We start from the raw sequence: 21,295 nt of genomic DNA, 5'->3' as shown, positions 1-21,295 counted from the left end.
GGGCGGAAAGCTATCTTGTCGGCAGAAGCGCGGCTCAGCGCAGCGAGGCGGTGCGGAGCACGAAGGACTGGGTCGTCAGGAGGGCGGTCGCCGAGCCCGAGAAGCGGTCGCAGGTCATGCCCATCATCGGATCTTCCGAGAAGGTCATGACGACGGCGGCCTGCGGCTTCACGAAATGAGCCCGCATCATGGTCATGTCGGTGTCGCCAAGCACCGTGGTCAGCATGGCATTGCTGGCGCTCGGCGCCAGCATCACCACGCGCATCCAGATATCGTTGCCCTTGGCAGCCGAGATCCGCGCGGAGGTGGTGATCACGCCCTGGCTCGGTGCGCCCTTGGCAACGACGGTGTTGATTTCGGTGCTAGGGACCGCACCATTGCGCGTCGGGCGCACGTTGCGCGGGATCGGCGCGGTCGCTGCGACGATGTTGGCCCGATCGACCGGCGAGGCCGCGGGCGCATAGGCCAGCGCCTTGTTGAAGTTTTCGGTTGTCGTGCTCGCAGTGGTCTGCGGATCGCTACCGCCGACCGCCTCGCGGGCCTTCAGCGCGGCAATCTGCGCCGCCGACGCCTGCTTCGGCGCCTCACCCTCGTCACCCCAGAAGCCGCGGGCATTGATGATGTCGGCAGGGGATTGCGGCGCGGTGTTCTCGGCCACCTGCACCACTTGCACCGCCGGCTTCGCCTTCGGCATCGGCACGAGCTGGGCGTCGGCGGCGGCGAGCTGGATGGCGGCGGCGAACTGCGGCTTGGCGCGCGGCAGCGGAACCGGATCGGCGGCTTTGGCGGGCGCGGCGGCAGCCACCACGGTGTTGGCGGCGGGCTTGTCGTTCGCGCTGGCCGCGCCTTCGTCTTCATCGTCACTCGACTTGCCGCCACCGAACAGCTTCGCGAACAGGCTCGGCTTGCCGATGGTCGCGGCATCGTCACCATTGCCGCGGCGCTCGATATCGGCCTTGGCAAGCTCATAGCCCTTGAGCGGCGTGCCGTCGGTCGGGACATGGACGGTGCGGCCGTCGGGGAACACCCTGACCAGCTGATCGCGGGTCATGCGCGGCCAGTGGCGGATGCTGCCGGTGTCGAGATGGACGAACGGCGAGCCCGAGGTCGGATAGAAGCCGACGCCGCCGCGCTGCAGGCGGAGGCCGGCGTAGCGGATCTGCTCCAGCGGCACGCCCGGGATGAAGAAGTCCATCGCATGCCCCAGCATGTGCTGGCTGTGGCGCGCGACGCCCGAGGAGCGGCGGCGGAGCATGGCGTTGGTGGCAGGGGCGCGATAGGCGGAGATGATCTGGATCGGCTGCTTGCCGCCGACGTCGTTATAGACGTCCCACAGGATGTCGAAGAGGTGACGGTCCATCACCGTTTCATCCTGGGAACGCCAGTCGCGCAGGAAGTGGTTGAGCTGCTTCAGCGCGCCTTCGTCGTAGCGGCCCTCGCGCTTGAAGGTGACGGTGAGGTCTTCGCCGGAATGGGTGTGGTGGAAGGAGAGGGTGCGGGTCTGGTTCAGCGCGGTGGCATCGTGCACCGATCCTGCGCCCGCCAACAGCAATAGCGCAGTCAGGCCGACTTGGTATCCGGCCTTAGGCAACGACAGCGGATTGCAGCGGCGTGCGAAGACAGCCAGCACTATGAGCCCACCCAGTCGACGAGCGTTCGGTCGGCATCTTTCGCAGACCCCCTGCGGAAGACGGTGAACGCTTTCTTAAAGCGGGAGGGTTAACCGAGGTTTACCGACCCGCCCCCAAGTTAGGCTTAACTAACTGGGCGACTGTGGCAAAAGATAGCCCTGCTCCCCGGCCGAGACCCGAAATGGTTAACGTAAACGATCTCGCCTTTTGAGCGAGATCGTTGATTTTGCTTCAAAATTTATCCCAATCGGGCCGAAATGCAGACTAGCGGGTGATCACCCGGCGCTGCTGCTGGGCCTGCCCGCGACGAATCGGCTGCGGCTCCGGCTGTCCGAATCCTCCGAACAGGCGCTCGAAGAAGTTTGGTCCGGAGGAGCCAAAGCCGTTGTCGCCGGCGACATTGACGCCGGCGGGCAGGCTGCTGCTCGGCGGACGCGAGTAGCTCGGCTGGGCGTGCGCCACTACCGTCTCGAGATCCTTGCCGCGGCCGTTCCTGAGCAGCGACAGCATGGCGGCGTCGCGGCCGTAAACGTCCCTGCGCAATTGCAGCTTGCCGGCATCGTCCACGAACGCGGTCTGGTAGGTGATGTTTACCGGAATCGGCGTCGGGAATTTCAGGTCGACCTCGCTCGAACCGTACATGCTGCGGATCCGCTCCGGCGTGTAGTGCTGGTTCGGCTCGGTAATGTTGAGCAGGACGGCGGCGTACTGATCGGGATTCTGCACGCGCATGCAGCCGTGGCTGAAAGCGCGCTCGTCCTTCGCGAACAGGTACTTGTCCGGCGTGTCGTGCTGATAGACCAGGAACTTGTTCGGGAAGTTGAAGCGGATGCGGCCGAGCGCGTTGGCTTCACCCGGCGGCTGCGAAATGTGGATCGAGCCGTCGCGGTTGCGCTCGAGCCTGAGGCCCATGCGCTGCAGCACCGTCGGATCCTGCTGCAGGGCCGGCAGATATTCGTTGTAGATGATCGACGGCGGCACGTTCCAGGTCGGATTGACCGTGATGTATTTCATCGTCTCGGTCAGAAGCGGCGTGGCATGCTGGCCGGGCTTTCCGGTGACGACGCGGGTGGTCCAGACCGGCGCGCCGTTCTGCATCACCTTCAGCGTGTAGTCCGGGATGTTGAGGATCACATAGGCATTGCCGACACTGGCGGCGCCGAGCTGGCGCGGCAGCCAGCGCCAGCGCTCCATGTTGACGATCACGGTGTCGATCTGGCGGTCGCGCTTCGGATTGTTCAGCGCCTTGACCGTGCGCTCGTCGAGAACGCCGGTTGGCTTGAGGTCGACGCTGCTCTGGAATTTCTCCACCGCCCGCGCGACCGTCGCGTCATACTTGGTGCTGTCGGCATCCTCGGTGATGCCGAGCTTGTTGCGCAGGTCCGGCACGCGCGGATCGTCCATCTCGACCGCGGCCTGCTTCTTGCGCGCCGGCAAATATTTCAGCGTCGGACCGTCCGCGATCGTGATGACCGGACCGTCGCCCTGGCCGCGCAGCTCGGCGAGCTTCTGCTTCAGCTCCTTGTAGAGCTTCTGCGGCGGGTTGTAGCCGTCGAGCGCGGCGGAGGCGTCCTTGGCGGAGGTCACATTGGCGAACACTTCCGCCGGATCGATCGGGTGCTCCGGATAGAGAATGTCCGCCGACACCTGCGACCAGTGCATGCGGCCGCTCTGGGCCTGGCGGGCGTAGTCCAGCATGCTGGCGGCGAGCTTCAGCTCGGCGTCGGCCAGCGCGTCCGGCGAGGTCGCCGCGGCGAAATCCGGCACCGGATAGTCTGATGCATCGAGGCCGTCGGCGGCCGCGTCCTTCAGGCGGGCGATGACGCCCTTGCCGGCGTCGGTCAGCTTGCCGGCCTTGGTGAACACCGGCGCGTATTCGCGAGCCGAATAGAATTTCTCGGCCGCTGCGCGCTCGTTCTTGCGGTCAAAGCTACGCAGCGACTTGCTGGCGAGCAGTTCGCGCAGCTTGTCGGCAACCGGCTGATCCTCGGCAGCAACGTTGCTTGCCGCCTTCGCCGGTTCGCCCGCCGGCGCTGCGGCGGTCGCGGGAGCAGGAGCTGTGGTCGGCGCCGCTGCCGTTGCAGGCGCGGGGCTTGCGGCAGGCGCGGTGGCCGTTGCAGGGGCGGGGGTGGCCGCCGCCGGCGCGACGGCGGTATCGGTCTTTGGCGCGTCGGCGGGCTTCGTCGCCGGCGCGGTTACGGCATCGGCGGGCTTCGGCTCGACGGCCTTTGCAGTCGCGCTCGGCTCTGCCGGCTTGGCGTCGACCGGCTTTGTCTCAGCAGGCTTGGCTTCGGTGGCGTGCACATCCGCTGGCTTCACGTCGGCCGGCTTGGCTGCATCGGGCAGCGCGGCGGTGGTGTCGGCCTTGAAATCGCTTGCGGTGGGGGGCGGCACGTTGGCCGGTTCGGGGCGCGGGATCGCCGCGTCGATCGCGAGTTCCGAGGCGCTGGAGTGCGGTGTGTCCTGCGCGAAGGCCGCGGTCGCGGACACCGTGAGGAAGGTTGCCGCGACGGCCATCAATACGCGGTCAAATCCTCGACGGTTGTTCGAACAGTCACGCATCGTCACACCCCCTGGGTGAAACTGCCCCTCATCAAGCTGGAACAGTTCAAATCAGAATTTGGTTTCATAGCTTGCGCGAAGCGCCGGCCTCTCGATCGACTCGCACGCCTGCACACAACGAACGCAGACGATACCTTTGCCCCTCTCATGCAGCCAGCGCCATGCGGGGCAACTCACGACAAACTGACCTCGAAGCAGCTGATTTCACTCCGGGCTGTGCGTTTTTGCCACGCGGCACAGCCTTTGTCTGTCACCGCCACGACACGGTTCAAAAGGTTCCCTGGTGCGGCCTGTCGGCCTCGAGAGCTAAGTGGCGTCGCTTGCGCGCGCGCCGGCCGCAGCTTCGTCGAGCTTGCGATAGAGCGTCGAGCGGCCGATCTTGAGGCGGCGCGCGACCTCCGACATCTGTCCGCGATAATGCGAAATCGCGAAGCGGATGATCTCGTTCTCGAGATCTTCCAGGGGGCGCACCTCGCCCGCGGCATTGAGCATGGAAAGGCCGCCGGCGGTGGGCAGGGAGGTGGCAACCGGTATTTCATTACCGGAAATCATGGCGGGGGCCGTGGAAGGCGACACCACCAGCGGCTCGCCCTGCAGCGATTTGCCATCCGGCGCCGGATGCGCCGTTCCTTGCGGGAAATCGGCGAGCCCGAGCTGGTCGCCGTCGCTCATCACCACGGCGCGATACACGGTGTTCTCGAGCTGGCGGATGTTGCCCGGCCAGTCGAGCTGCGAGAGGTGAGCCATCGCCTCGCCGCTGATGCCGGTGATGTTGCGGTTCTCCTCGGCGCAGAATCGCGCCAGGAAATGCCGCAGCAGATGCGGGATGTCTTCGCGCCGCTGCCGCAGCGCCGGAATGGTCAGCGGCAGCACGTGCAGGCGATAGAACAGGTCCTCGCGGAACTGGCCGCCTTTCACGAGATCGAGCAGCTTGCGGTTGGTCGCCGAGATGATGCGAACATCGACCTTGACCGGCTTGCGGCCGCCGACCGCCTCGACGGTGCCTTCCTGCAGCGCGCGCAGCAATTTCACCTGCGTGGCCAGCGGCAATTCGCCGACCTCGTCGAGGAACAGCGTGCCGCCATGCGCTTCGACGAACTTGCCCTGATGGCGCTCGGTGGCGCCGGTGAAGGCGCCCTTCTCGTGGCCGAACAGGATCGATTCGACGAGATTGTCCGGGATCGCGCCGCAATTCACCGCAACGAACGGCCTGGCCTTGCGCTCGCTGCTGCCGTGAATGGCGCGCGCGAACAGTTCCTTGCCGACGCCGGATTCGCCCTCGATCAGCACCGGGATCGTCGAGGACGCAGCCTTTTGCGCGGTGCGCAGCACCCCGGCCATCGCCTCGCTGCGGGTGATGATGTCGGAGAAGGTCAGCCGGCCCTCGCGGCTGTGGCGGATCCGCTGCAATTCGCCCTTCAGCGCCGAGGCGTTGAGGGCGTTGCGCAGGGAAACCTGCAGCCGCTCGAAGCCGACCGGCTTGACGACGAAATCCTGGGCACCGGCGCGCATCGCCGACACGACATTGTCGATGCCGCCATGCGCGGTCTGCACGATGACCGGGACGGTCAAACCAGCTTCACGAATTTTTGCGAGGACTCCAAGGCCGTCGAGGCCCGGCATCACGAGGTCGAGCACGACGGCGTCAATCGCCTGCGTCTCGGATGCGGTCAGGGCCGCGATCGCCGCGTCGCCGCTGTCCACGACGAGGGGCTCATAGCCGCACTTCTGCACCATGTTTTCAACCAAACGGCGCTGTACTGCGTCGTCATCGGCGATCAAAATGGTGGCAGCCATGGTTTTCCCCGCACGCTACGTTTATTTGTCTCGAATCGGGGCAATGTCGCCGATGCCGATTAACGCACTCTTAAATGTTGCAAACCCGCATTCATTCCGCCGCCGCTGACATCTTTCCGACTGAACTAAGGTTACGAACAAGATGACCTCGCGCTCCAAAACTGCATCCAACAAGTCTGCCCTCAGCAAGGCCGCTCTCCGCAAGGAAGCCGCGTTGCGCAAGACGGCCGCGCAACGCAAGTCGTCCGCAGGCGGCCCGGCGGCGAGAAAGGCAGCCAGCAAGACCGGCAAGCTTCCGGAATGGAATCTGGCAGATCTCTACTCCGGTATCGATGCGCCTGAGGTCGCACGCGACTTGCAGAAAATGGACGCAGATTGCGTCGCGTTTGAGACCGACTACAAAGGCAAGCTTGCCGAAAATACCGCCAAGGAAGGCGGCGGAAGGTGGCTGGCCGAGGCGATCAGGCGCTATGAGGCGATCGACGATTCGGCTGGCCGTCTCGGCTCTTACGCCGGCCTGGTCCATGCCGGCGACAGCGTCGATCCCGCGATTTCGAAATTCTACGGCGATGTCTCCGAGCGGCTGACCGCCGCGTCGGTGCATCTGTTGTTCTTCTCGCTCGAGCTCAATCGCGTCGACGACGACGTGATCGAGCGCGCGATGGCCGAACCCGAGCTCGGCCATTACCGGCCATGGATCGAGGATCTGCGCAAGGACAAGCCGTACCAGCTCGAGGATCGCGTCGAGCAGCTGTTCCACGAAAAGGCGCAAAGCGGCTACGCGGCCTGGAACCGGCTGTTCGACCAGACCATCTCCGGTCTGCGTTTCAAGATTGGCGGCAAGGAGCTCGCGATCGAGCCGACGCTGAACCTGCTGCAGGACAAGGCGGGGGACAAGCGCAAGGCTGCCGCGCAGGCGCTCGCCAAGACCTTCAAGGACAATGAGCGCAGCTTCGCGCTGATCACCAACACGCTCGCCAAGGACAAGGAAATCTCCGACCGCTGGCGCGGCTTCCAGGATGTCGCGGACTCCCGCCATCTCAACAACCGCGTCGAGCGCGAGGTGGTCGATGCGCTGGTCGCCTCGGTGCGCGCGGCCTATCCGAAGCTGTCGCACCGCTATTACGCGCTGAAGGCCGGCTGGTTCAAAAAGAAGAAGCTGCCGCACTGGGACCGCAACGCCCCGCTGCCGTTCGCGGCGACCGGCACCATCGCCTGGCCCGAGGCGCGCAACATGGTGCTGTCGGCCTATAGCGGCTTCTCGCCCAGGATGGCCGAGATTGCCGAGCGCTTCTTCGACGATCGCTGGATCGATGCGCCGGTCCGTCCCGGCAAGGCGCCCGGCGCGTTCTCGCATCCGACCACGCCGTCGGCGCATCCCTATGTGCTGATGAACTATCAGGGCAAACCGCGCGACGTGATGACGCTGGCGCACGAGCTCGGTCACGGCGTCCATCAGGTGCTGGCGGCGAAGAACGGCGCGCTGATGGCGCCGACGCCGCTGACGCTGGCGGAAACCGCAAGCGTGTTCGGCGAGATGCTGACCTTCAAGCGGCTATTGTCCCAGACCAGGAACGCCAAGCAGCGCCAGGCGCTGCTCGCGGGCAAGGTCGAGGACATGATCAATACCGTGGTGCGGCAGATCGCGTTCTATTCATTCGAGCGCGCGGTTCATACCGAGCGCAAGAACGGCGAACTCACCGCCGAGCGGATCGGCCAGATCTGGCTCAGCGTGCAGGGCGAGAGCCTGGGGCCGGCGATCGAGATCAAGCCGGGCTACGAGACGTTCTGGATGTACATTCCGCACTTCATCCACTCGCCGTTCTACGTCTATGCCTATGCGTTCGGGGATTGCCTCGTGAACTCGCTCTATGCGGTCTATGAGCACGCGTCCGAAGGCTTTGCGGAGCGCTATCTCGACATGCTCGCCGCCGGCGGCACCAAGCACTATTCCGAGCTGCTGCGGCCGTTCGGGCTCGACGCCAAGGACCCCAAATTCTGGGACGGCGGCCTGTCCGTCATCGCCGGCATGATCGACGAACTGGAGGCGATGGGCTGAGGCCCATCGGCGTCCGGCCGGGCCGGGCGGCAGCCGGTCCCGTGCCAGTTTCGTTCGGCGTTTTTTGCGCCTGGCGGCATGATCGTTCCATGATGCCTGCGTTTGGGAGGGCAATCCTGCCGAGGGGCTGGCGCGGCGTCGTCGCTCGAACGTGGATCGGGGACGATTTGCGCTTCAAATCGCCCGATCGGGACCGCGCCGTTGCCCTGCCTATCCGTTTGCGGTAATGGCTCGCGGAGGAACGCGAATTTCTGACTGGGGACAGCGATGGCAGACCATAACGAAGTGGCCTACACGACCGCCGACGGCAACGATTACGTGGCGCATGAGCAGACCTATGAAGGGTTTCTCATGCTGGTCAAATGGGGCACCATCAGCGTCGCCATCATTCTCGCCTTGATGGCCTATTTCCTGGTCTGATCCTCAGATCGGCTAGCGGCGCCGCCGTCCTGTGGCGGTGCCGGAATTTCCTGTCGAAACCCGGATCTAAAAACCGGGTATCCAAATCTGGCGAAAATAACGCTAGTTTGAAGACGCGTGCGCCGCTCGCGCCGCCGGAGGGCCCATGAAGATTGCCGTTGCCAAGGAAATTGATCCGTCCGAGCCGCGGGTTGCGGCCTCGCCCGATACCGTGAAGAAGTTCAGGGCACTCGGCGCCGAGGTCGCGGTCGAGCCGGGCGCGGGCATCAAGTCGGGCCTTCCCGATTCGGAGTTCACCGCGGTTGGCGCCACCGTCAGCGCGGACGCGCTCAAGGACGCCGACATCATCATCAAGGTGAAGCGGCCGGAAGCCTCCGAACTGTCCAAATACAAGCGCGGCGCGCTCGTCATCGCGATCATGGATCCCTACGGCAACGAGGCCGCGCTGAAGGTGATGGCCGATGCCGGCGTGTCCGCCTTCGCGATGGAATTGATGCCGCGCATCACCCGCGCGCAGGTGATGGACGTCTTGTCCTCGCAGGCCAATCTGGCCGGCTACCGCGCCGTGATCGAGGGCGCCGAGGCCTTTGGCCGCGCCTTCCCGATGATGATGACCGCCGCCGGCACCGTTCCGGCCGCCAAGGTGTTCGTGATGGGCGTTGGCGTCGCCGGCCTGCAGGCGATCGCGACCGCGCGGCGGCTCGGGGCCGTCGTCACCGCGACCGACGTGCGCCCGGCCACCAAGGAACAGGTCGAATCGCTCGGCGCGAAATTCCTCGCCGTCGAGGACGAGGAATTCAAGAAACGCGCAGACCGCCGGCGGCTACGCCAAGGAAATGTCCAAGGAGTACCAGGCCAAGCAGGCCGCGCTGACCGCCGAGCACATCAAGAAGCAGGACATCGTGATCACGACCGCGCTGATCCCCGGCCGTCCGGCACCAATGCTCGTCACCGGCGAGATGGTGAAATCGATGAAGCCTGGCTCGGTGCTGGTCGATCTCGCGGTCGAGCGCGGCGGCAATGTCGAGGGCGCGAGGCCCGGCGAAGTGGTCGAGACCGATGGCATCAAGATCGTCGGCTACACCAATGTCGCAGGCCGTGTTGCGGCGTCGGCCTCGGGGCTCTACGCGCGCAACCTGTTCTCGTTCATCGAGACGATGGTCGACAAGGCCAACAAGGCGCTCGCGGTCAATTGGGACGACGAACTGGTGAAGGCCACCGCGCTGACCAAGGACGGCGCCGTCATCCATCCCAACTTCCAGCCGAAGTAAGGAGAGAAGCCATGGAGCATCTCGCGCAGGCCGTCGATCCGTTCGTGTTCCGGCTGTCGATTTTCGTGCTCGCCGTGTTTGTCGGCTATTTCGTGGTGTGGTCGGTGACGCCGGCGCTGCATACGCCGCTGATGAGCGTGACCAACGCGATCTCGTCGGTGATCGTGGTCGGCGCGCTGCTTGCGGTCGGCGTCGGCATGGTCTCGAGCGGTTCGGGCTGGGCCCGCGGCTTCGGCTTCGTCGCGCTGATCTTCGCCTGTGTGAACATCTTCGGCGGCTTCCTGGTCACCCAGCGCATGCTCGCGATGTACAAGAAGAAAGCCAAGTGAGCGGCAATCACCTCGGGGTGATGAGGATTTTGGGGGACCTGAGATGAGCGCCAATCTCTCTGCACTGTTGTATCTCGTGGCGGGGGTGCTGTTCATCCTGTCGCTGCGCGGCCTGTCGAGCCCGGCGTCGTCGCGCCAGGGCAACATGTTCGGCATGATCGGCATGGCGATCGCCGTCGGCACCACGCTGGCGAGCCATCCGCCGGCCGACGGCGTGGCCTGGCTGCTGGTGATCCTCGCGGTCGCGATCGGCGGCGGCATCGGCGCCGTCATCGCGCGCCGGGTGCCGATGACCTCGATGCCCGAGCTCGTCGCCGCGTTCCACTCGCTGGTCGGCATGGCCGCGGTGCTGGTCGCCGCCGGTGCGTTCTATGCGCCCGAGGCGTTCGACATCGGCACGCCCGGCAACATTCATCCGCAGAGCCTGGTCGAGATGTCGCTCGGCGTCGCGATCGGCGCCCTGACCTTCACCGGCTCGGTGATCGCGTTCCTGAAGCTGTCGGCACGGATGAGCGGCGCGCCGATCATCCTGCCGTTCCGCCACGTCATCAACATCGTGCTGGCGCTGGCGCTGGTGTTCTTCATCGTCGGCCTCGTGATGAGCGGCAGCGCGCTCGACTTCTGGCTGATCACCATCATCGCGCTGGCGCTCGGCGTGCTGATGATCATCCCGATCGGCGGCGCCGACATGCCGGTCGTGATCTCGATGCTGAACTCGTACTCCGGCTGGGCCGCGGCCGGCATCGGCTTCACGCTCGGCAATTCGGCGCTGATCATCACCGGCGCGCTGGTCGGCTCCTCCGGCGCGATCCTGTCCTACATCATGTGCCACGCGATGAACCGCTCGTTCATCTCGGTGATCCTCGGTGGCTTCGGCGGCGAGACCGCCGCGGCCGGCGGCGGCTCGGGCGAGCAGAAGCCCGCCAAGCTCGGCTCGGCGGATGACGCCGCCTTCATCATGAAGAACGCCTCGAAGGTCATCATCGTGCCCGGCTACGGCATGGCGGTGGCGCAGGCCCAGCACGCGCTGCGCGAGATGGCCGACATCCTGAAGAAGGAAGGCGTCGAGGTGAAATACGCCATTCACCCGGTGGCGGGCCGCATGCCCGGCCACATGAACGTGCTGCTGGCCGAGGCCAACGTGCCCTATGACGAGGTGTTCGAGCTCGAGGACATCAACTCGGAGTTCGCCCAGGCCGACATCGCCTTCGTGATCGGCGCCAACGACGTCACCAACCCGGCGGCGGAAGAGGACAAGACCTCGCCGATCTACGGCATGCCGGTGCTGCAGGTCTGGAAGGCCGGCACCGTGATGTTCATCAAGCGCTCGCTCGCCTCGGGCTATGCCGGCATCGACAACCCGCTATTCTACCGCGACAACACCATGATGTTGCTCGGCGACGCCAAGAAGGTCACCGAGAACATCGTCAAGGCGATGTAAGGCGGTATCGATGGCGCTGAACCGGGAGTGGCATCGAGCGCATCGCATGCCGCTCCAGGCGACGCGCGAGCAGCGCATCAAGTGGCACGTCGCGCATGCGGCGGCGTGCGCGTGCCGACCGGTCCCCGACAGCATCAAGGCGGACGTCGAGAAGCTGCTCAAGCTCCACGGCAAGACATAGCCGCGGCCACCGCTGATGGCACTGGCACTCGCAATCCTGAAATGGTTCCTGATCGCCGCGGTCGTCGTCTATCTCGGCGGGCTCGCGGTGCTCTACGTCAAGCAGCGCGAGCTGCTGTTTCCGATCCCGCCGGTCGGACGGACTGCGCCGGCAGCCGCGGGCCTTCCCGAAGCGGAAGAGCATGTCCTGACCACGGGCGACGGCGAGAAGGTCATCGTCTGGCACGTGCCGGCGAAGCCGGGCCGGCCCGTCGTGCTGTTCTTTCATGGCAACGGCGATTTCCTTGCCGGGCGCGTGGCGCGCTTCAAGGCCATCACGGCCGACGGCACCGGGCTGGTGGCGCTGTCCTTTCGGGGTTACGCAGGGTCGAGCGGGTCTCCGAGCGAGCAAGGACTGCTGCAGGACGCCGCGGCGGCCTACGCCTTCACCACCGCGCGCTACCGCGCCGAGCAGATCGTGGCCTGGGGATTCTCGCTCGGCAGCGGCGTTGCGGTCGCGCTCGCCGCCGAACATCCCCTCGGCAAGCTGATCCTGGAGGCGCCCTACACATCAACGGCTGACGTCGCCGGCGCGCATTTCTGGTATGTGCCGGTCGGCCTCCTGATGCGCGATCAATTCCACTCCGACCGGCTCATCGCACAGGTCAAGGCGCCGCTCCTGATCATGCATGGCACCGACGATCCGGTGATCCCGATTCGCTTCGGCGAGCGCCTGTTCGATCTCGCCCATGAGCCCGAGCAATTCGTGCGACTGCCCGGTGGCGGGCACGACAATCTCGACGATTTCGGTGCGATGGCGACGGCGCGGCGGTTTATCGGCGCCGCAAGAGGCTGACGGCGGCGATTGTCTGTCGCATAATCGCGCCACCGAAGTGAGGGGACCCCACGATGAGTGCACACGGACCGATGCCGCGGTCGGCCTGGCTGTATCCCGTTCTGGCGGTGCTGTTGTTTGCCGCGGTCACGGCTACCGGCTACAGCTTCGCGCCATCGGCCGGGGGCTGGGTGTTTGCGGCGGTGCTGCTGGTCATTCTGTTCGGCACCGTGTTCGCGGCGGTCCACCATGCCGAGATGATCGCCGAGCGGATCGGCGAGCCGTTCGGCACATTGCTGCTGACGCTCGCGGTGACGATCATCGAGGTGGCGCTGATCTCGACCATCATGCTGGGCGAAACGCCGGCGCCGACCCTGGCCCGCGACACGGTGTTTGCGGTGGTGATGATCGTCTGCAACGGTCTGGTCGGGCTCTGCATCTTCATCGGCGGCCTGCGCTACAAGGAGCAGGATTTCCAGATCACCGGGGCGAACCTTTATCTCAGCGTGCTGTTCGTGCTCGCGACCATCACGCTCGATATGCCCAATTTCACGCTGACCTCTCCGGGCCCGGTGTTTTCCACGGCCCAGCTCGCCGTGGTCAGCATAGTGACCGTGCTGCTCTATGCGGTGTTCCTCTACACCCAGACCATCCGTCACCGCGATTATTTCGTCAGCGGCGCCAATGAGGCAGCGGCGCATGGCGAGGTGATGTCGGACCGCATGACGGCGATCAGCGTTGCGCTGCTGCTGGTCTCGCTGCTGGCGGTGGTGCTGCTGGCGAAGAAATTCTCGTTGGTGGTCGATGTCGTCACCGTCAAGATCGGCGCGCCGCCGGCCTTTGCCGGCCTGGTGGTGGCGGCCCTGATCCTGTTGCCGGAGAGCGTTGCCGCTGTGTCGGCGGCGCGCAAGAACGACCTGCAGAAGAGCATCAACCTTGCGCTCGGCTCGTCGATCGCCACCATCGGGCTTACGGTTCCCGCGGTGGCCGTAGCCGCCTATGCGCTCGACAAGCAATTGGTGCTCGGGCTCAGCAACCAGCATATGCTGATCCTGCTGCTCACCTTCATGGTCAGCATGCTCACCTTCGGAACCGGCCGCACCAACATCCTGTTCGGGCTGGTTCACATGGTGGTGTTCGCCGTGTTCGTGTTCATGGTTTTCGTGCCGTAGAGCATGATCCGCTTAAAAAAAATTGGAGAAAATGACGATGCTCAGTGCCAAATCGGATGTGCAGGTGGATACGGCGGAAGTCCGGGTGACCGAATGGCGCCTCGCGCCGGGCAGCGCCACCGGCCACCACACCCATGAGATGGACTATGTCATCGTTCCGATCACGGCGGGCGAGATGACGATCGTGGCGCCGGACGGCGAGCGCTCGAAGGCGCAGCTCGGAGCCGGCAAATCCTATTTCCGCAAGGCCGGGGTCCAGCACGACGTGCTCAACGAGACGGCCAGCGAGATCGTGTTCCTCGAGGTCGAACTCAAGCCCTGACGCGGCGCGAGAACCAAGCAAGGAACCCTGCACCCGCCGAATGGCAGGTCCGAGCCGGCGCGGCTGTGGAAATTCATAACCCGTTAACGGCTGCGCGATGATCTAGAAGGCGGATGCGGCCTGCGCAGGGGACGCCTCCGGCTGAAACCAAAGCGACACCAAAGGTGACGTCGGAACGGGCGTTTGCCACCGATCCGACGCAGTTGATCCCTGAATGTGCCTCAAAGTTCCAGCATGTAGTAGCGGGGTGGGGAGTGGCAGGTCATGCTGAGTTACCTGAAGAAATTTGTGATGGACATCTTACCCTCGGTGGCAGCGACCATCATCGGGGCGTACATCGTTAATCACTACATCGTGGCCAAGCCGGAAGCACCGTCAGCCGCAGCCTTGACCGCCGCAGTCGATCCCAAGGCAAATCCCAAGGCAGATCCGAAAGCCGCCGCCAAGCCCGCCACCGTCGTCAGCAGCCTCCCCGAAGCCGGCGTGAAGGCCAAGGGCATGTCCGAGCGCACGCTGATCGAACGGTCGGCGTCCGAGAAGGCCACCGTCACTGAGAAGGCCACCGTCACCGAGAAGCCTGCCGAGAAATCGGCCGACCCCAAATCGGCCGATGTGAAGCCTGACGCGCCGGCAGATACCGCCAGCATCCCCGCCGACACCCGCCATCACCCGGCGGCGCCGAAGGCGGTCGCGAAGGTCGCGCCCGCCGCGCCGCAGCCGGCCGCGCCCGCGACGTCAGCCGCGCCGGTCGAGGCTGCTGTGACGCCCGAGGAAAGCCGCGACGCCAACGACCTCGCACGCGCCGCCATCGAGCGGCTGCGCAAGGAGCGTCCGCAGGAGGCGGCGCGGTCCCAGGATGCCACGCGCACCGATCTCGCCCGCCTGCCTGAGGCGCAGCGTCCGGCAGCCACGTCGGCGATCCGGCCGTTGCCGCCGCCGATCATGGTGTCGAGCCCGTCCACTGACAATGTCGATCAATCCTCGCAGCCGCGTCCGCCCTATGCCGCCGGCGGCCAGGATTCCAACCGGCTGACGCCGCCGGCCGACATTCCGGTCCCGGTGGTGCAGGCCCCGCTCGACCTGCGCGCCGAGGCGATCATGCCGGCGCAGAAGAACGAGCGCACGTCGGTGACCGACGACATGTTCTCCGGCATGAAGTCGATGTTCCACGCCGTCCTGCCGAAGTAGCCGCAGCGCCGCTCGATCGTTTCTGACGGATTGTCTTCACGCCAAGGGCTAGCCGCCGGTGCGCGCCAGCCCGCTGCGCGCATTGCCGTCGCCTGGCCGCAGCGCGAGCGCGCGATTGTAGGACGCCGCCGCCTTGGCCTTGTCGCCGAGCCGCTCATAGGCCTGGCCGCGCGTGCTCCACGCCCCAACATTGCCGGGATCGGCCTGCACGGCCTCGTCGAGATCGCTGGCGGCCTGCTTGGCCTTGTCGAGCGCGAGGTAGCTGGTGGCACGGCCGACCAGGGGCTCGGCCCTCTGCGGCGACAGCCCGCTGGCTGCCGTGAAATCGTCGATCGCCTGCTGATGCTGTCCGCGGCCCTGATAGATCAGGGCGCGGCCGTAGAGCGCCTGGATGTTGTAAGGGTCGGCCGCCAGCGCCTGTTCGAACTCCGCCATCGCCTCGTCGAGCTTGCCGGAGCGCGCCAGCGCCTGCGCACGCGTGGTGTGATCCTTGGCGCTGTTGACGTCTTGCGGGGTGATGGTGTCGGCGGCGGGCTTGTCGGCGGTGGCAGCGGGTTTCGGCTTGTCGTCCGAGGAGCCCCATGAACCGAGGTCAAAGGAGCAGCCTGCGAGCGGCAGGCCGAGAAGCACTGCAATGATGACGAGATGCGGCGCGCAACGGCGCTGCGCGGGTCCTGGAAAGGGCGGGCGGGCTACCGGATCAGCCGTCATGCAAAATGCTCTTGCCGGTCGTTTTGCATGGGTACCCCGGAACGCGGCATGCTTCAAAACGACAACGCGGGCCCGTGGCCCGCGCTGTTAGACTTCCATATCGGCAAAACGGTTCAGCGAGGGCCGCGACCGGCGCCTGCACCGCCCGGACGGCCGCCGCGGTCGCCACCGGGGCCAGCGCCGAACACCGGCTTCGGCTTCATCGGCAGCAGGCCTTCGCGCTGCAGCTTCTTGCGCGCCAGCTTGCGCGCGCGGCGCACGGCTTCGGCTTTTTCGCGGGCCTTCTTCTCAGACGGCTTTTCGTAGTGACCGCGGAGCTTCATCTCGCGGAAAATGCCCTCGCGCTGCATCTTCTTCTTCAGCGCCTTCAGGGCTTGGTCGACATTGTTATCGCGGACGAGAACCTGCACGCGGCATCCTCTTTTGAATTGATCGGTTCGGAATTCTGGCGAGGTGAAGGGACGGCAAAAGGCCTGCCTCTTAACCCTAGGCGCGCGCATGTATCAGACAAACGCGCAGATGTCCACCGGTCGAGTGACTTTCGGGCCTAGTAAAGCCACGAAATAGGGCGAAAATGCCATTGTGCGGCCCCGATTTGGGTGGTTTGGCGCCCAGATGAGGGCCGCTCCCGGCGTTTTGGATAACCCGGACATTGGAAATAGGGGAGATGCGAGATGGAGATGAAGAAATACGCTGCCGAGGCCATCGGTACGTTCTGGCTCACATTCGCTGGTTGCGGCAGCGCGGTGATCGCGGCCGGCTTTCCGCAGGTCGGGATCGGCCTGGTCGGCGTGTCACTGGCCTTCGGGCTGAGCGTGGTGACCATGGCCTATGCGATCGGCCATATCTCGGGTTGCCACCTCAACCCGGCGGTGACGGTCGGGCTCGCCGCGGGTGGGCGTTTCCCGGGCGGCCAGGTGCTGCCCTACATCATCGCGCAGGTCGTGGGCGCAATCATCGCGGCCTGGCTGCTCTATGTGATCGCGAGCGGCGCGCCCGGCTTCGATGTCAGCAAGGGTTTTGCCTCCAACGGCTATGACGCGCACTCACCCGGCCAGTACAACATGGTGGTGTGCTTCATCACCGAGGTGGTGATGACCATGATGTTCCTGTTCATCATCATGGGATCGACCCATGGCAAGGCGCCCGCCGGCTTCGCACCGCTCGCCATCGGCCTCGCGCTGGTGATGATCCATCTCGTCAGCATTCCCGTCACCAACACCTCGGTGAATCCGGCGCGCAGCACCGGGCCGGCGCTGTTCGTCGGCGGCTGGGCGCTGGGGCAGCTCTGGCTGTTCTGGGTCGCACCCCTGATCGGCGGTGCGCTCGGCGGCGTGATCTATCGCTGGCTCAGCGACGAGCCGACCGGCATCGTCGCCGGCGCGAAGACGGCGTGATCGGCGAGAGCGTTTTCGAGCGAAGTGGACGCCGGTTCGCGTGAAGAAAACGGGTAAACAAAAATCCAGAGCATCGGTTCTGATTCAATCAGAACCGTTGCTCTAATGGATCGTGGTTGCCACGATCCCATTTCCATCGATGCGACGAAGGCGGCTATCGGCCGCGTGTGGAATTATCCCTTGCGGGCCGGCGTCACTTCGGTGACGTGTCCCATCTTGCGGCCGGGGCGCGGCGTGCCCTTGCCGTACAGATGCACTGTGGCGCCGGGAACGGTGAGCCACTGCTCGTAGCTCAGGATGTCGTCGCCGATCAGGTTGGTCATGACGACGTCGCCGTGGCGCACCGGCTTGCCCAGCGGCCAGCCGGCGATCGCGCGGATGTGCTGCTCGAACTGTGAGATCGAGGCGCCGTCGAGCGTCCAGTGACCGGAATTGTGCACGCGCGGCGCGATCTCATTGACCAGCACCGTCGCCTTGCTGCCGTTGCCGGGCACCGCGAACATCTCCACCGCGAGCACGCCGACATAGTCGAGCGCCGAGGCGATCTCTTCGGCGATCGCGCGCGCCTGCACGGCAAGCTCATCGGTGATCGCGGCCGGCGCGCGGGAAATTTTCAGGATGTGGTCGCGATGCTCGTTCTCGGTGACGTCGAAGCATTCGACTTCGCCGGACGCGGAGCGGGCCGCGATCACCGAGATCTCGCGCTCGAACGGCACGAAGGCCTCGAGGATGGCCGACTTGGTGCCGAGGTCCTCCCAGACCTGTTCGAGGTCATCGCCCTCGCGGATGATGGCCTGGCCCTTGCCGTCATAGCCGAAGCGGCGGGTCTTGATCACCGCGGGCAGGCCGATGCGTTCGATTGCCGTGCGCAGCGTGCCGACCGAGGACACGTCGGCGTAGTCGGCCGTGCCGATGCCGAGCTTGCTGATGAAGTCCTTCTCGATCAGCCGGTCCTGCGTGGTCTCCAGGATCTTGTAGGCCGGCAGCACCGGGCGCCGCGCGGCGAGCACCATCGCGGTCGCGGCCGGGACATTCTCGAACTCATAGGTGACGACGTCGACATCGTTGGCGAACAGTTCGAGCGCCTCGACGTCGGCATATTCCGCGCAGGTCGCGTTCTGCACCACGTCGAACGCCGGGGAGTCCGGATCCGGCGAAAACACCTGGCAGCGGAGCCCGAGGCGCGCCGCGGCCATCGCCAGCATCCGGCCCAATTGTCCGCCGCCGAGGATTCCAATGGTGTCGCCCGGCTTCAGCTTCACTGCGTTCGAAGCCGTCACGCCGCGCCCTCCGGATGCTCGTTGACCGCGTCGGTCTGCTGCTTGCGCCAGGCCGCAAGGCGGGCCGACAGAGCCGGATCGTTGAGTGCGAGCACGCTCGCCGCGAGCAACGCGGCATTGATCGCGCCGGCCTTGCCGATTGCCAGCGTTCCGACCGGGACGCCGGCCGGCATCTGCACGATCGAATAGAGCGAATCGACGCCCGACAGAGCCTTCGACTCGACGGGAACCCCGAACACCGGAAGCTCCGTCAGCGCGGCCGTCATGCCCGGCAGATGGGCGGCGCCGCCGGCGCCGGCAATGATCACCTTGTGGCCGGCTGCCTTGGCGCCCTTGGCAAAGGCATAGAGCCGATCCGGGGTGCGGTGGGCCGAAACGATGCGCGTTTCGCAGGCCACGCCGAGCGCAGCCAGCGTCTCGGCGGCATGGCGCATGGTTTCCCAGTCGGACTGACTTCCCATGATGATGGCGATCGGAGCGGTCATCTCTTCAATTCTGTGCAGGAATCCAAAAGCATAGGCCGATTATAGGGACGGCCCGGGCGTCATCCAAGGCGTGGCAAGGGAGTTAGAATGGACTATCCTGTCTTGGTGAATCCCGGCAAGCCTTCATAAGCAGGCCTCAACAAGGATGCGCATGAAGAAGAAGACGACGTCGGCCGCCTCCGGGGCCGCGAAACGACGGAAAGGCGCGCCCGCCGCGCGCAAATCCAGGCCGGGCAAGACTGCAGCCAAGCGGGCTGGAACCAAACGGGCTGGAACCGGAGCTTCCACGCGAGGCGCGGTCGCATCCGGCGACAAATCGACCATCCGCAGCTTGCGGGCGCAGCTGGCGCGGGCGCAGGCCCGGATCGAGGAGCTGCAGGCCTCCGCCGAGACCGACTTCCTGCTCGACATCTTCAACCGGCGCGGATTCGAGCGCGAGCTCGCCCGTTCGCTCTCCTTCATCAAGCGTTATCAGGCCTCCGGTGCGCTGATCGTGCTCGACGTCGATCGCCTCAAGCCGATCAACGATGCCTTCGGCCACGCGGCGGGCGACGAGGTGCTGAAGGCGATCGTTGCCGCGATATCGGATCAGGTGCGCGCTTCCGATGTGATCGGCCGTCTCGGCGGTGACGAGTTCGCCGTGCTGCTGTGGAATCTCAGCGAGATCGATGCCCGCGCCAAGGCGGCTGCGCTGGAAGAGGCGATCGATCGGTGTGACCTTCATGTTTCGTAACAGCCAGGTCACCGCAGGCGCCTCCGCGGGCGTTGCTATCCTTACCGCGCACTCGGATATCGATCGCGTGCTCGATGAGGCCGACCGTGCGATGTATGTGCGCAAGGCCCAGCGGCGCCACGAATCCCGAGAATTATAACGCGCTCAAATCCTCCGGCACATTTCCGTAAGCACGCAACAGCTTGGCATCGCCGAATTCGCCGATCGCAGGATCGCCGGTGCGGCTGAACGCGACGGCGCCGATGCTGCCGGGCATCCGCGACATGGTCTCCGCGCGGCGCAGCGCGACCGCCGAGCTCTGGCATTCCTCGGCATTGCCGGCGACCGGCGTGCCGTCATCATCCTGCATGAAGGGCAGTGCCACGTAATAGGTTACATCGGCCATCGCTGTGCTCCCTGAAGATCAGGCCAAGGATCAGGCGGCATCGCTCGCCGCCCGGGTCTGCGCCGGCACGCAGCCGGCGGTGATCGCGGCCTGCAATTCCTCAAGCTCGGCTTCCAGATATTCGTTGGCCATGATCAGCGCCTTGATGGTGCTGCGCAGGTTGCCGTCGCACATCGCGATCGCCTGATCGCAGGCCTTCTCGTAGCGGCTGTTGTCGGGCAGGGAAGGCGGTGCGGACATGGCGAAACTCCCTCTGATGGCTGGCGGCTGGGCTGGCATGTTCTCTTTTTGTTCATGTGGAGTCAAGCGCCGGGAAACCGCCTTCCGTCCGTTGCCGCGAACGTGAAGTCGGCGAGGCGCTGTGGATGACGGGGAAAACCGTCGCCCGGTCTGAACCGGAAGCGCCGAACCGCGAAGGCGCGCGCCGCGGCACGCGTCAGGCAATGATGTCGGGCGTGATCTGGTCTTCGATAAAGGCGATGCGATCGCGCAGTTGCAGCTTCCGCTTCTTCAAGCGCTGCAGCATCAAGAGATCCGGCGCCGGCGACTGATGCAGCGCGTCGATCGCGGCATCGAGGTCGCGGTGCTCTTGTTGCAGCCGCGCGAGTTCGGCGATTAGTTCGCGCTCATCCTGATCGTTCATGGTTGTGTATTAACTGATAAGCACGATAAGGTTGTTGCGGCTGAAGTCGCCGCTCGCCGGAATATCCTCCTTGAACGCGCGCCGCGCAAGCCGGACCGGTTCCATAGTCACGATTGGTTACAGATAAACCGAAATGAGTGCGTGCGGCATTTCGCGTCCCCCATCGACAGCGCCGTCCACTCGTGTACACTCGGCGGTCCGGATCGAACCTGAGGTTTAACGCACCGAGGAGTGTTCGCAATGGCAATACAGGCCCATCTCATTGAGCTGGAGCGTAAACACAAAATACTCGAGAACGAACTGCACGAAGCGCTCGTTCACCCCTCTGTAGACGACCTGCATATTTGCGAGCTGAAGCGCCGCAAGTTGATGGTCAAGGATCAAATCGAGCGGTTGAGACTGTCCGCCGACGACACGGTCCACTAGACCGCCCCCCTGCAAATTAGCAAATAGCCTGGCCTTTCACCGAGGGATG

At 65.2% G+C, this 21,295-nt stretch carries 21 protein-coding genes and 2 pseudogenes; 13 read left to right on the top strand and 10 right to left on the bottom strand.

The genetic code is table 11. The annotated features are described in order from the left end of the window. Positions 1-34: 34 nt before the first annotated feature. The 3 genes from ACVMDN_RS32355 to ACVMDN_RS32345 form a co-directional block, all read right to left on the bottom strand. On the bottom strand, positions 35-1,630 hold the full coding sequence (locus ACVMDN_RS32355; protein ID WP_076828032.1) for a DUF882 domain-containing protein: 1,596 nt from the start codon (positions 1,628-1,630) through the stop codon (positions 35-37). 265 nt (positions 1,631-1,895) lie between these two features. Further along, the gene (locus tag ACVMDN_RS32350; protein ID WP_076828034.1) at positions 1,896-4,193 is read right to left on the bottom strand and encodes a L,D-transpeptidase family protein; all 2,298 of its coding nucleotides are present in this window, start codon (positions 4,191-4,193) and stop codon (positions 1,896-1,898) included. A gap of 306 nt (positions 4,194-4,499) precedes the next feature. Further along, a complete protein-coding gene (locus ACVMDN_RS32345; RefSeq protein WP_076828036.1) occupies positions 4,500-5,990 on the bottom strand; it encodes a sigma-54-dependent transcriptional regulator in 1,491 nt (496 codons plus the stop codon). 142 nt (positions 5,991-6,132) lie between these two features. Here ACVMDN_RS32345 and ACVMDN_RS32340 point away from each other — a divergent pair, with 142 nt between their 5' ends. The 10 genes and pseudogenes from ACVMDN_RS32340 (at position 6,133) to ACVMDN_RS32295 (ending at position 15,186) form a co-directional block, all read left to right on the top strand. Beyond that, positions 6,133-8,049, top strand: coding sequence for a M3 family oligoendopeptidase (locus ACVMDN_RS32340; protein ID WP_076828038.1), 1,917 nt, complete (start codon positions 6,133-6,135; stop codon positions 8,047-8,049). Between the two features lie 267 nt (positions 8,050-8,316). Then, the gene (locus ACVMDN_RS32335; RefSeq protein ID WP_057019007.1) at positions 8,317-8,469 is read left to right on the top strand and encodes an aa3-type cytochrome c oxidase subunit IV; all 153 of its coding nucleotides are present in this window, start codon (positions 8,317-8,319) and stop codon (positions 8,467-8,469) included. 145 nt (positions 8,470-8,614) lie between these two features. Then, positions 8,615-9,740, top strand: a pseudogene (locus ACVMDN_RS32330) (Re/Si-specific NAD(P)(+) transhydrogenase subunit alpha). Positions 9,741-9,751: 11 nt separating this feature from the next. Then, a complete protein-coding gene (locus ACVMDN_RS32325) occupies positions 9,752-10,069 on the top strand; it encodes a proton-translocating transhydrogenase family protein (RefSeq protein WP_016841609.1) in 318 nt (105 codons plus the stop codon). 43 nt (positions 10,070-10,112) lie between these two features. Then, complete coding sequence (locus ACVMDN_RS32320) at positions 10,113-11,510, top strand: NAD(P)(+) transhydrogenase (Re/Si-specific) subunit beta (RefSeq protein ID WP_076828040.1); 1,398 nt, start codon at positions 10,113-10,115, stop codon at positions 11,508-11,510. 10 nt (positions 11,511-11,520) lie between these two features. After that, on the top strand, positions 11,521-11,691 hold the full coding sequence (locus ACVMDN_RS32315; RefSeq protein ID WP_200844487.1) for a hypothetical protein: 171 nt from the start codon (positions 11,521-11,523) through the stop codon (positions 11,689-11,691). 15 nt (positions 11,692-11,706) lie between these two features. Beyond that, positions 11,707-12,525 (top strand): alpha/beta hydrolase, encoded by an 819-nt coding sequence (locus ACVMDN_RS32310; RefSeq protein WP_076829597.1) that lies wholly within the window; start codon positions 11,707-11,709, stop codon positions 12,523-12,525. 53 nt (positions 12,526-12,578) lie between these two features. After that, a complete protein-coding gene (locus ACVMDN_RS32305; protein WP_057019011.1) occupies positions 12,579-13,676 on the top strand; it encodes a calcium:proton antiporter in 1,098 nt (365 codons plus the stop codon). Positions 13,677-13,713: 37 nt separating this feature from the next. After that, positions 13,714-13,998: a cupin domain-containing protein gene (locus tag ACVMDN_RS32300; RefSeq protein ID WP_076829770.1), complete on the top strand. Its 285-nt coding sequence runs from the start codon at positions 13,714-13,716 to the stop codon at positions 13,996-13,998. 264 nt (positions 13,999-14,262) lie between these two features. Further along, entirely contained in the window at positions 14,263-15,186 is a 924-nt protein-coding gene (locus tag ACVMDN_RS32295; RefSeq protein WP_076829601.1) for a hypothetical protein, read from the top strand. A gap of 48 nt (positions 15,187-15,234) precedes the next feature. Here ACVMDN_RS32295 and ACVMDN_RS32290 read toward each other — a convergent pair whose 3' ends face one another. Together ACVMDN_RS32290 and rpsU are read right to left on the bottom strand one after the other, a co-directional pair. Beyond that, the gene (locus tag ACVMDN_RS32290; RefSeq protein ID WP_057019012.1) at positions 15,235-15,897 is read right to left on the bottom strand and encodes a tetratricopeptide repeat protein; all 663 of its coding nucleotides are present in this window, start codon (positions 15,895-15,897) and stop codon (positions 15,235-15,237) included. A 113-nt stretch (positions 15,898-16,010) separates the two neighbouring features. After that, positions 16,011-16,307 (bottom strand): 30S ribosomal protein S21, encoded by a 297-nt coding sequence (gene rpsU, locus ACVMDN_RS32285; RefSeq protein ID WP_021078544.1) that lies wholly within the window; start codon positions 16,305-16,307, stop codon positions 16,011-16,013. Between the two features lie 264 nt (positions 16,308-16,571). Between rpsU and aqpZ the strand changes: the two genes are divergently transcribed. Further along, on the top strand, positions 16,572-17,294 hold the full coding sequence (gene aqpZ, locus ACVMDN_RS32280) for an aquaporin Z (RefSeq protein WP_057019013.1): 723 nt from the start codon (positions 16,572-16,574) through the stop codon (positions 17,292-17,294). Between the two features lie 173 nt (positions 17,295-17,467). Here aqpZ and ACVMDN_RS32275 read toward each other — a convergent pair whose 3' ends face one another. After that, a complete protein-coding gene (locus ACVMDN_RS32275; RefSeq protein WP_076829604.1) occupies positions 17,468-18,574 on the bottom strand; it encodes a 5-(carboxyamino)imidazole ribonucleotide synthase in 1,107 nt (368 codons plus the stop codon). Continuing rightward, positions 18,571-19,059, bottom strand: coding sequence for a 5-(carboxyamino)imidazole ribonucleotide mutase (gene purE / locus ACVMDN_RS32270; protein ID WP_028335999.1), 489 nt, complete (start codon positions 19,057-19,059; stop codon positions 18,571-18,573). Before purE ends, ACVMDN_RS32275 begins: the two co-directional genes overlap by 4 nt. A gap of 145 nt (positions 19,060-19,204) precedes the next feature. Here purE and ACVMDN_RS32265 point away from each other — a divergent pair. After that, positions 19,205-19,931: pseudogene (locus ACVMDN_RS32265) on the top strand (GGDEF domain-containing protein). Here the strand turns inward: ACVMDN_RS32265 and ACVMDN_RS32260 are convergent. The 3 genes from ACVMDN_RS32260 to ACVMDN_RS32250 form a co-directional block, all read right to left on the bottom strand. After that, positions 19,926-20,177: a hypothetical protein gene (locus ACVMDN_RS32260; protein ID WP_018268738.1), complete on the bottom strand. Its 252-nt coding sequence runs from the start codon at positions 20,175-20,177 to the stop codon at positions 19,926-19,928. The pseudogene ACVMDN_RS32265 and the gene ACVMDN_RS32260 sit on opposite strands and share 6 nt — an antisense overlap. 30 nt (positions 20,178-20,207) lie before the next feature. Next, positions 20,208-20,417, bottom strand: coding sequence for a hypothetical protein (locus tag ACVMDN_RS32255; protein WP_028336001.1), 210 nt, complete (start codon positions 20,415-20,417; stop codon positions 20,208-20,210). A 196-nt stretch (positions 20,418-20,613) separates the two neighbouring features. Then, a complete protein-coding gene (locus ACVMDN_RS32250) occupies positions 20,614-20,820 on the bottom strand; it encodes a YdcH family protein (RefSeq protein ID WP_016847372.1) in 207 nt (68 codons plus the stop codon). Between the two features lie 240 nt (positions 20,821-21,060). Here ACVMDN_RS32250 and ACVMDN_RS32245 point away from each other — a divergent pair, with 240 nt between their 5' ends. Then, positions 21,061-21,246, top strand: coding sequence for a YdcH family protein (locus ACVMDN_RS32245; protein WP_016847370.1), 186 nt, complete (start codon positions 21,061-21,063; stop codon positions 21,244-21,246). Positions 21,247-21,295 lie beyond the last annotated feature (49 nt).

The organism is Bradyrhizobium sp. USDA 4510, assembly GCF_054059095.1.
The sequence above is the reverse complement of the archived record's forward strand: the minus strand, read 5'-3'. Positions and strand labels throughout refer to the sequence as shown.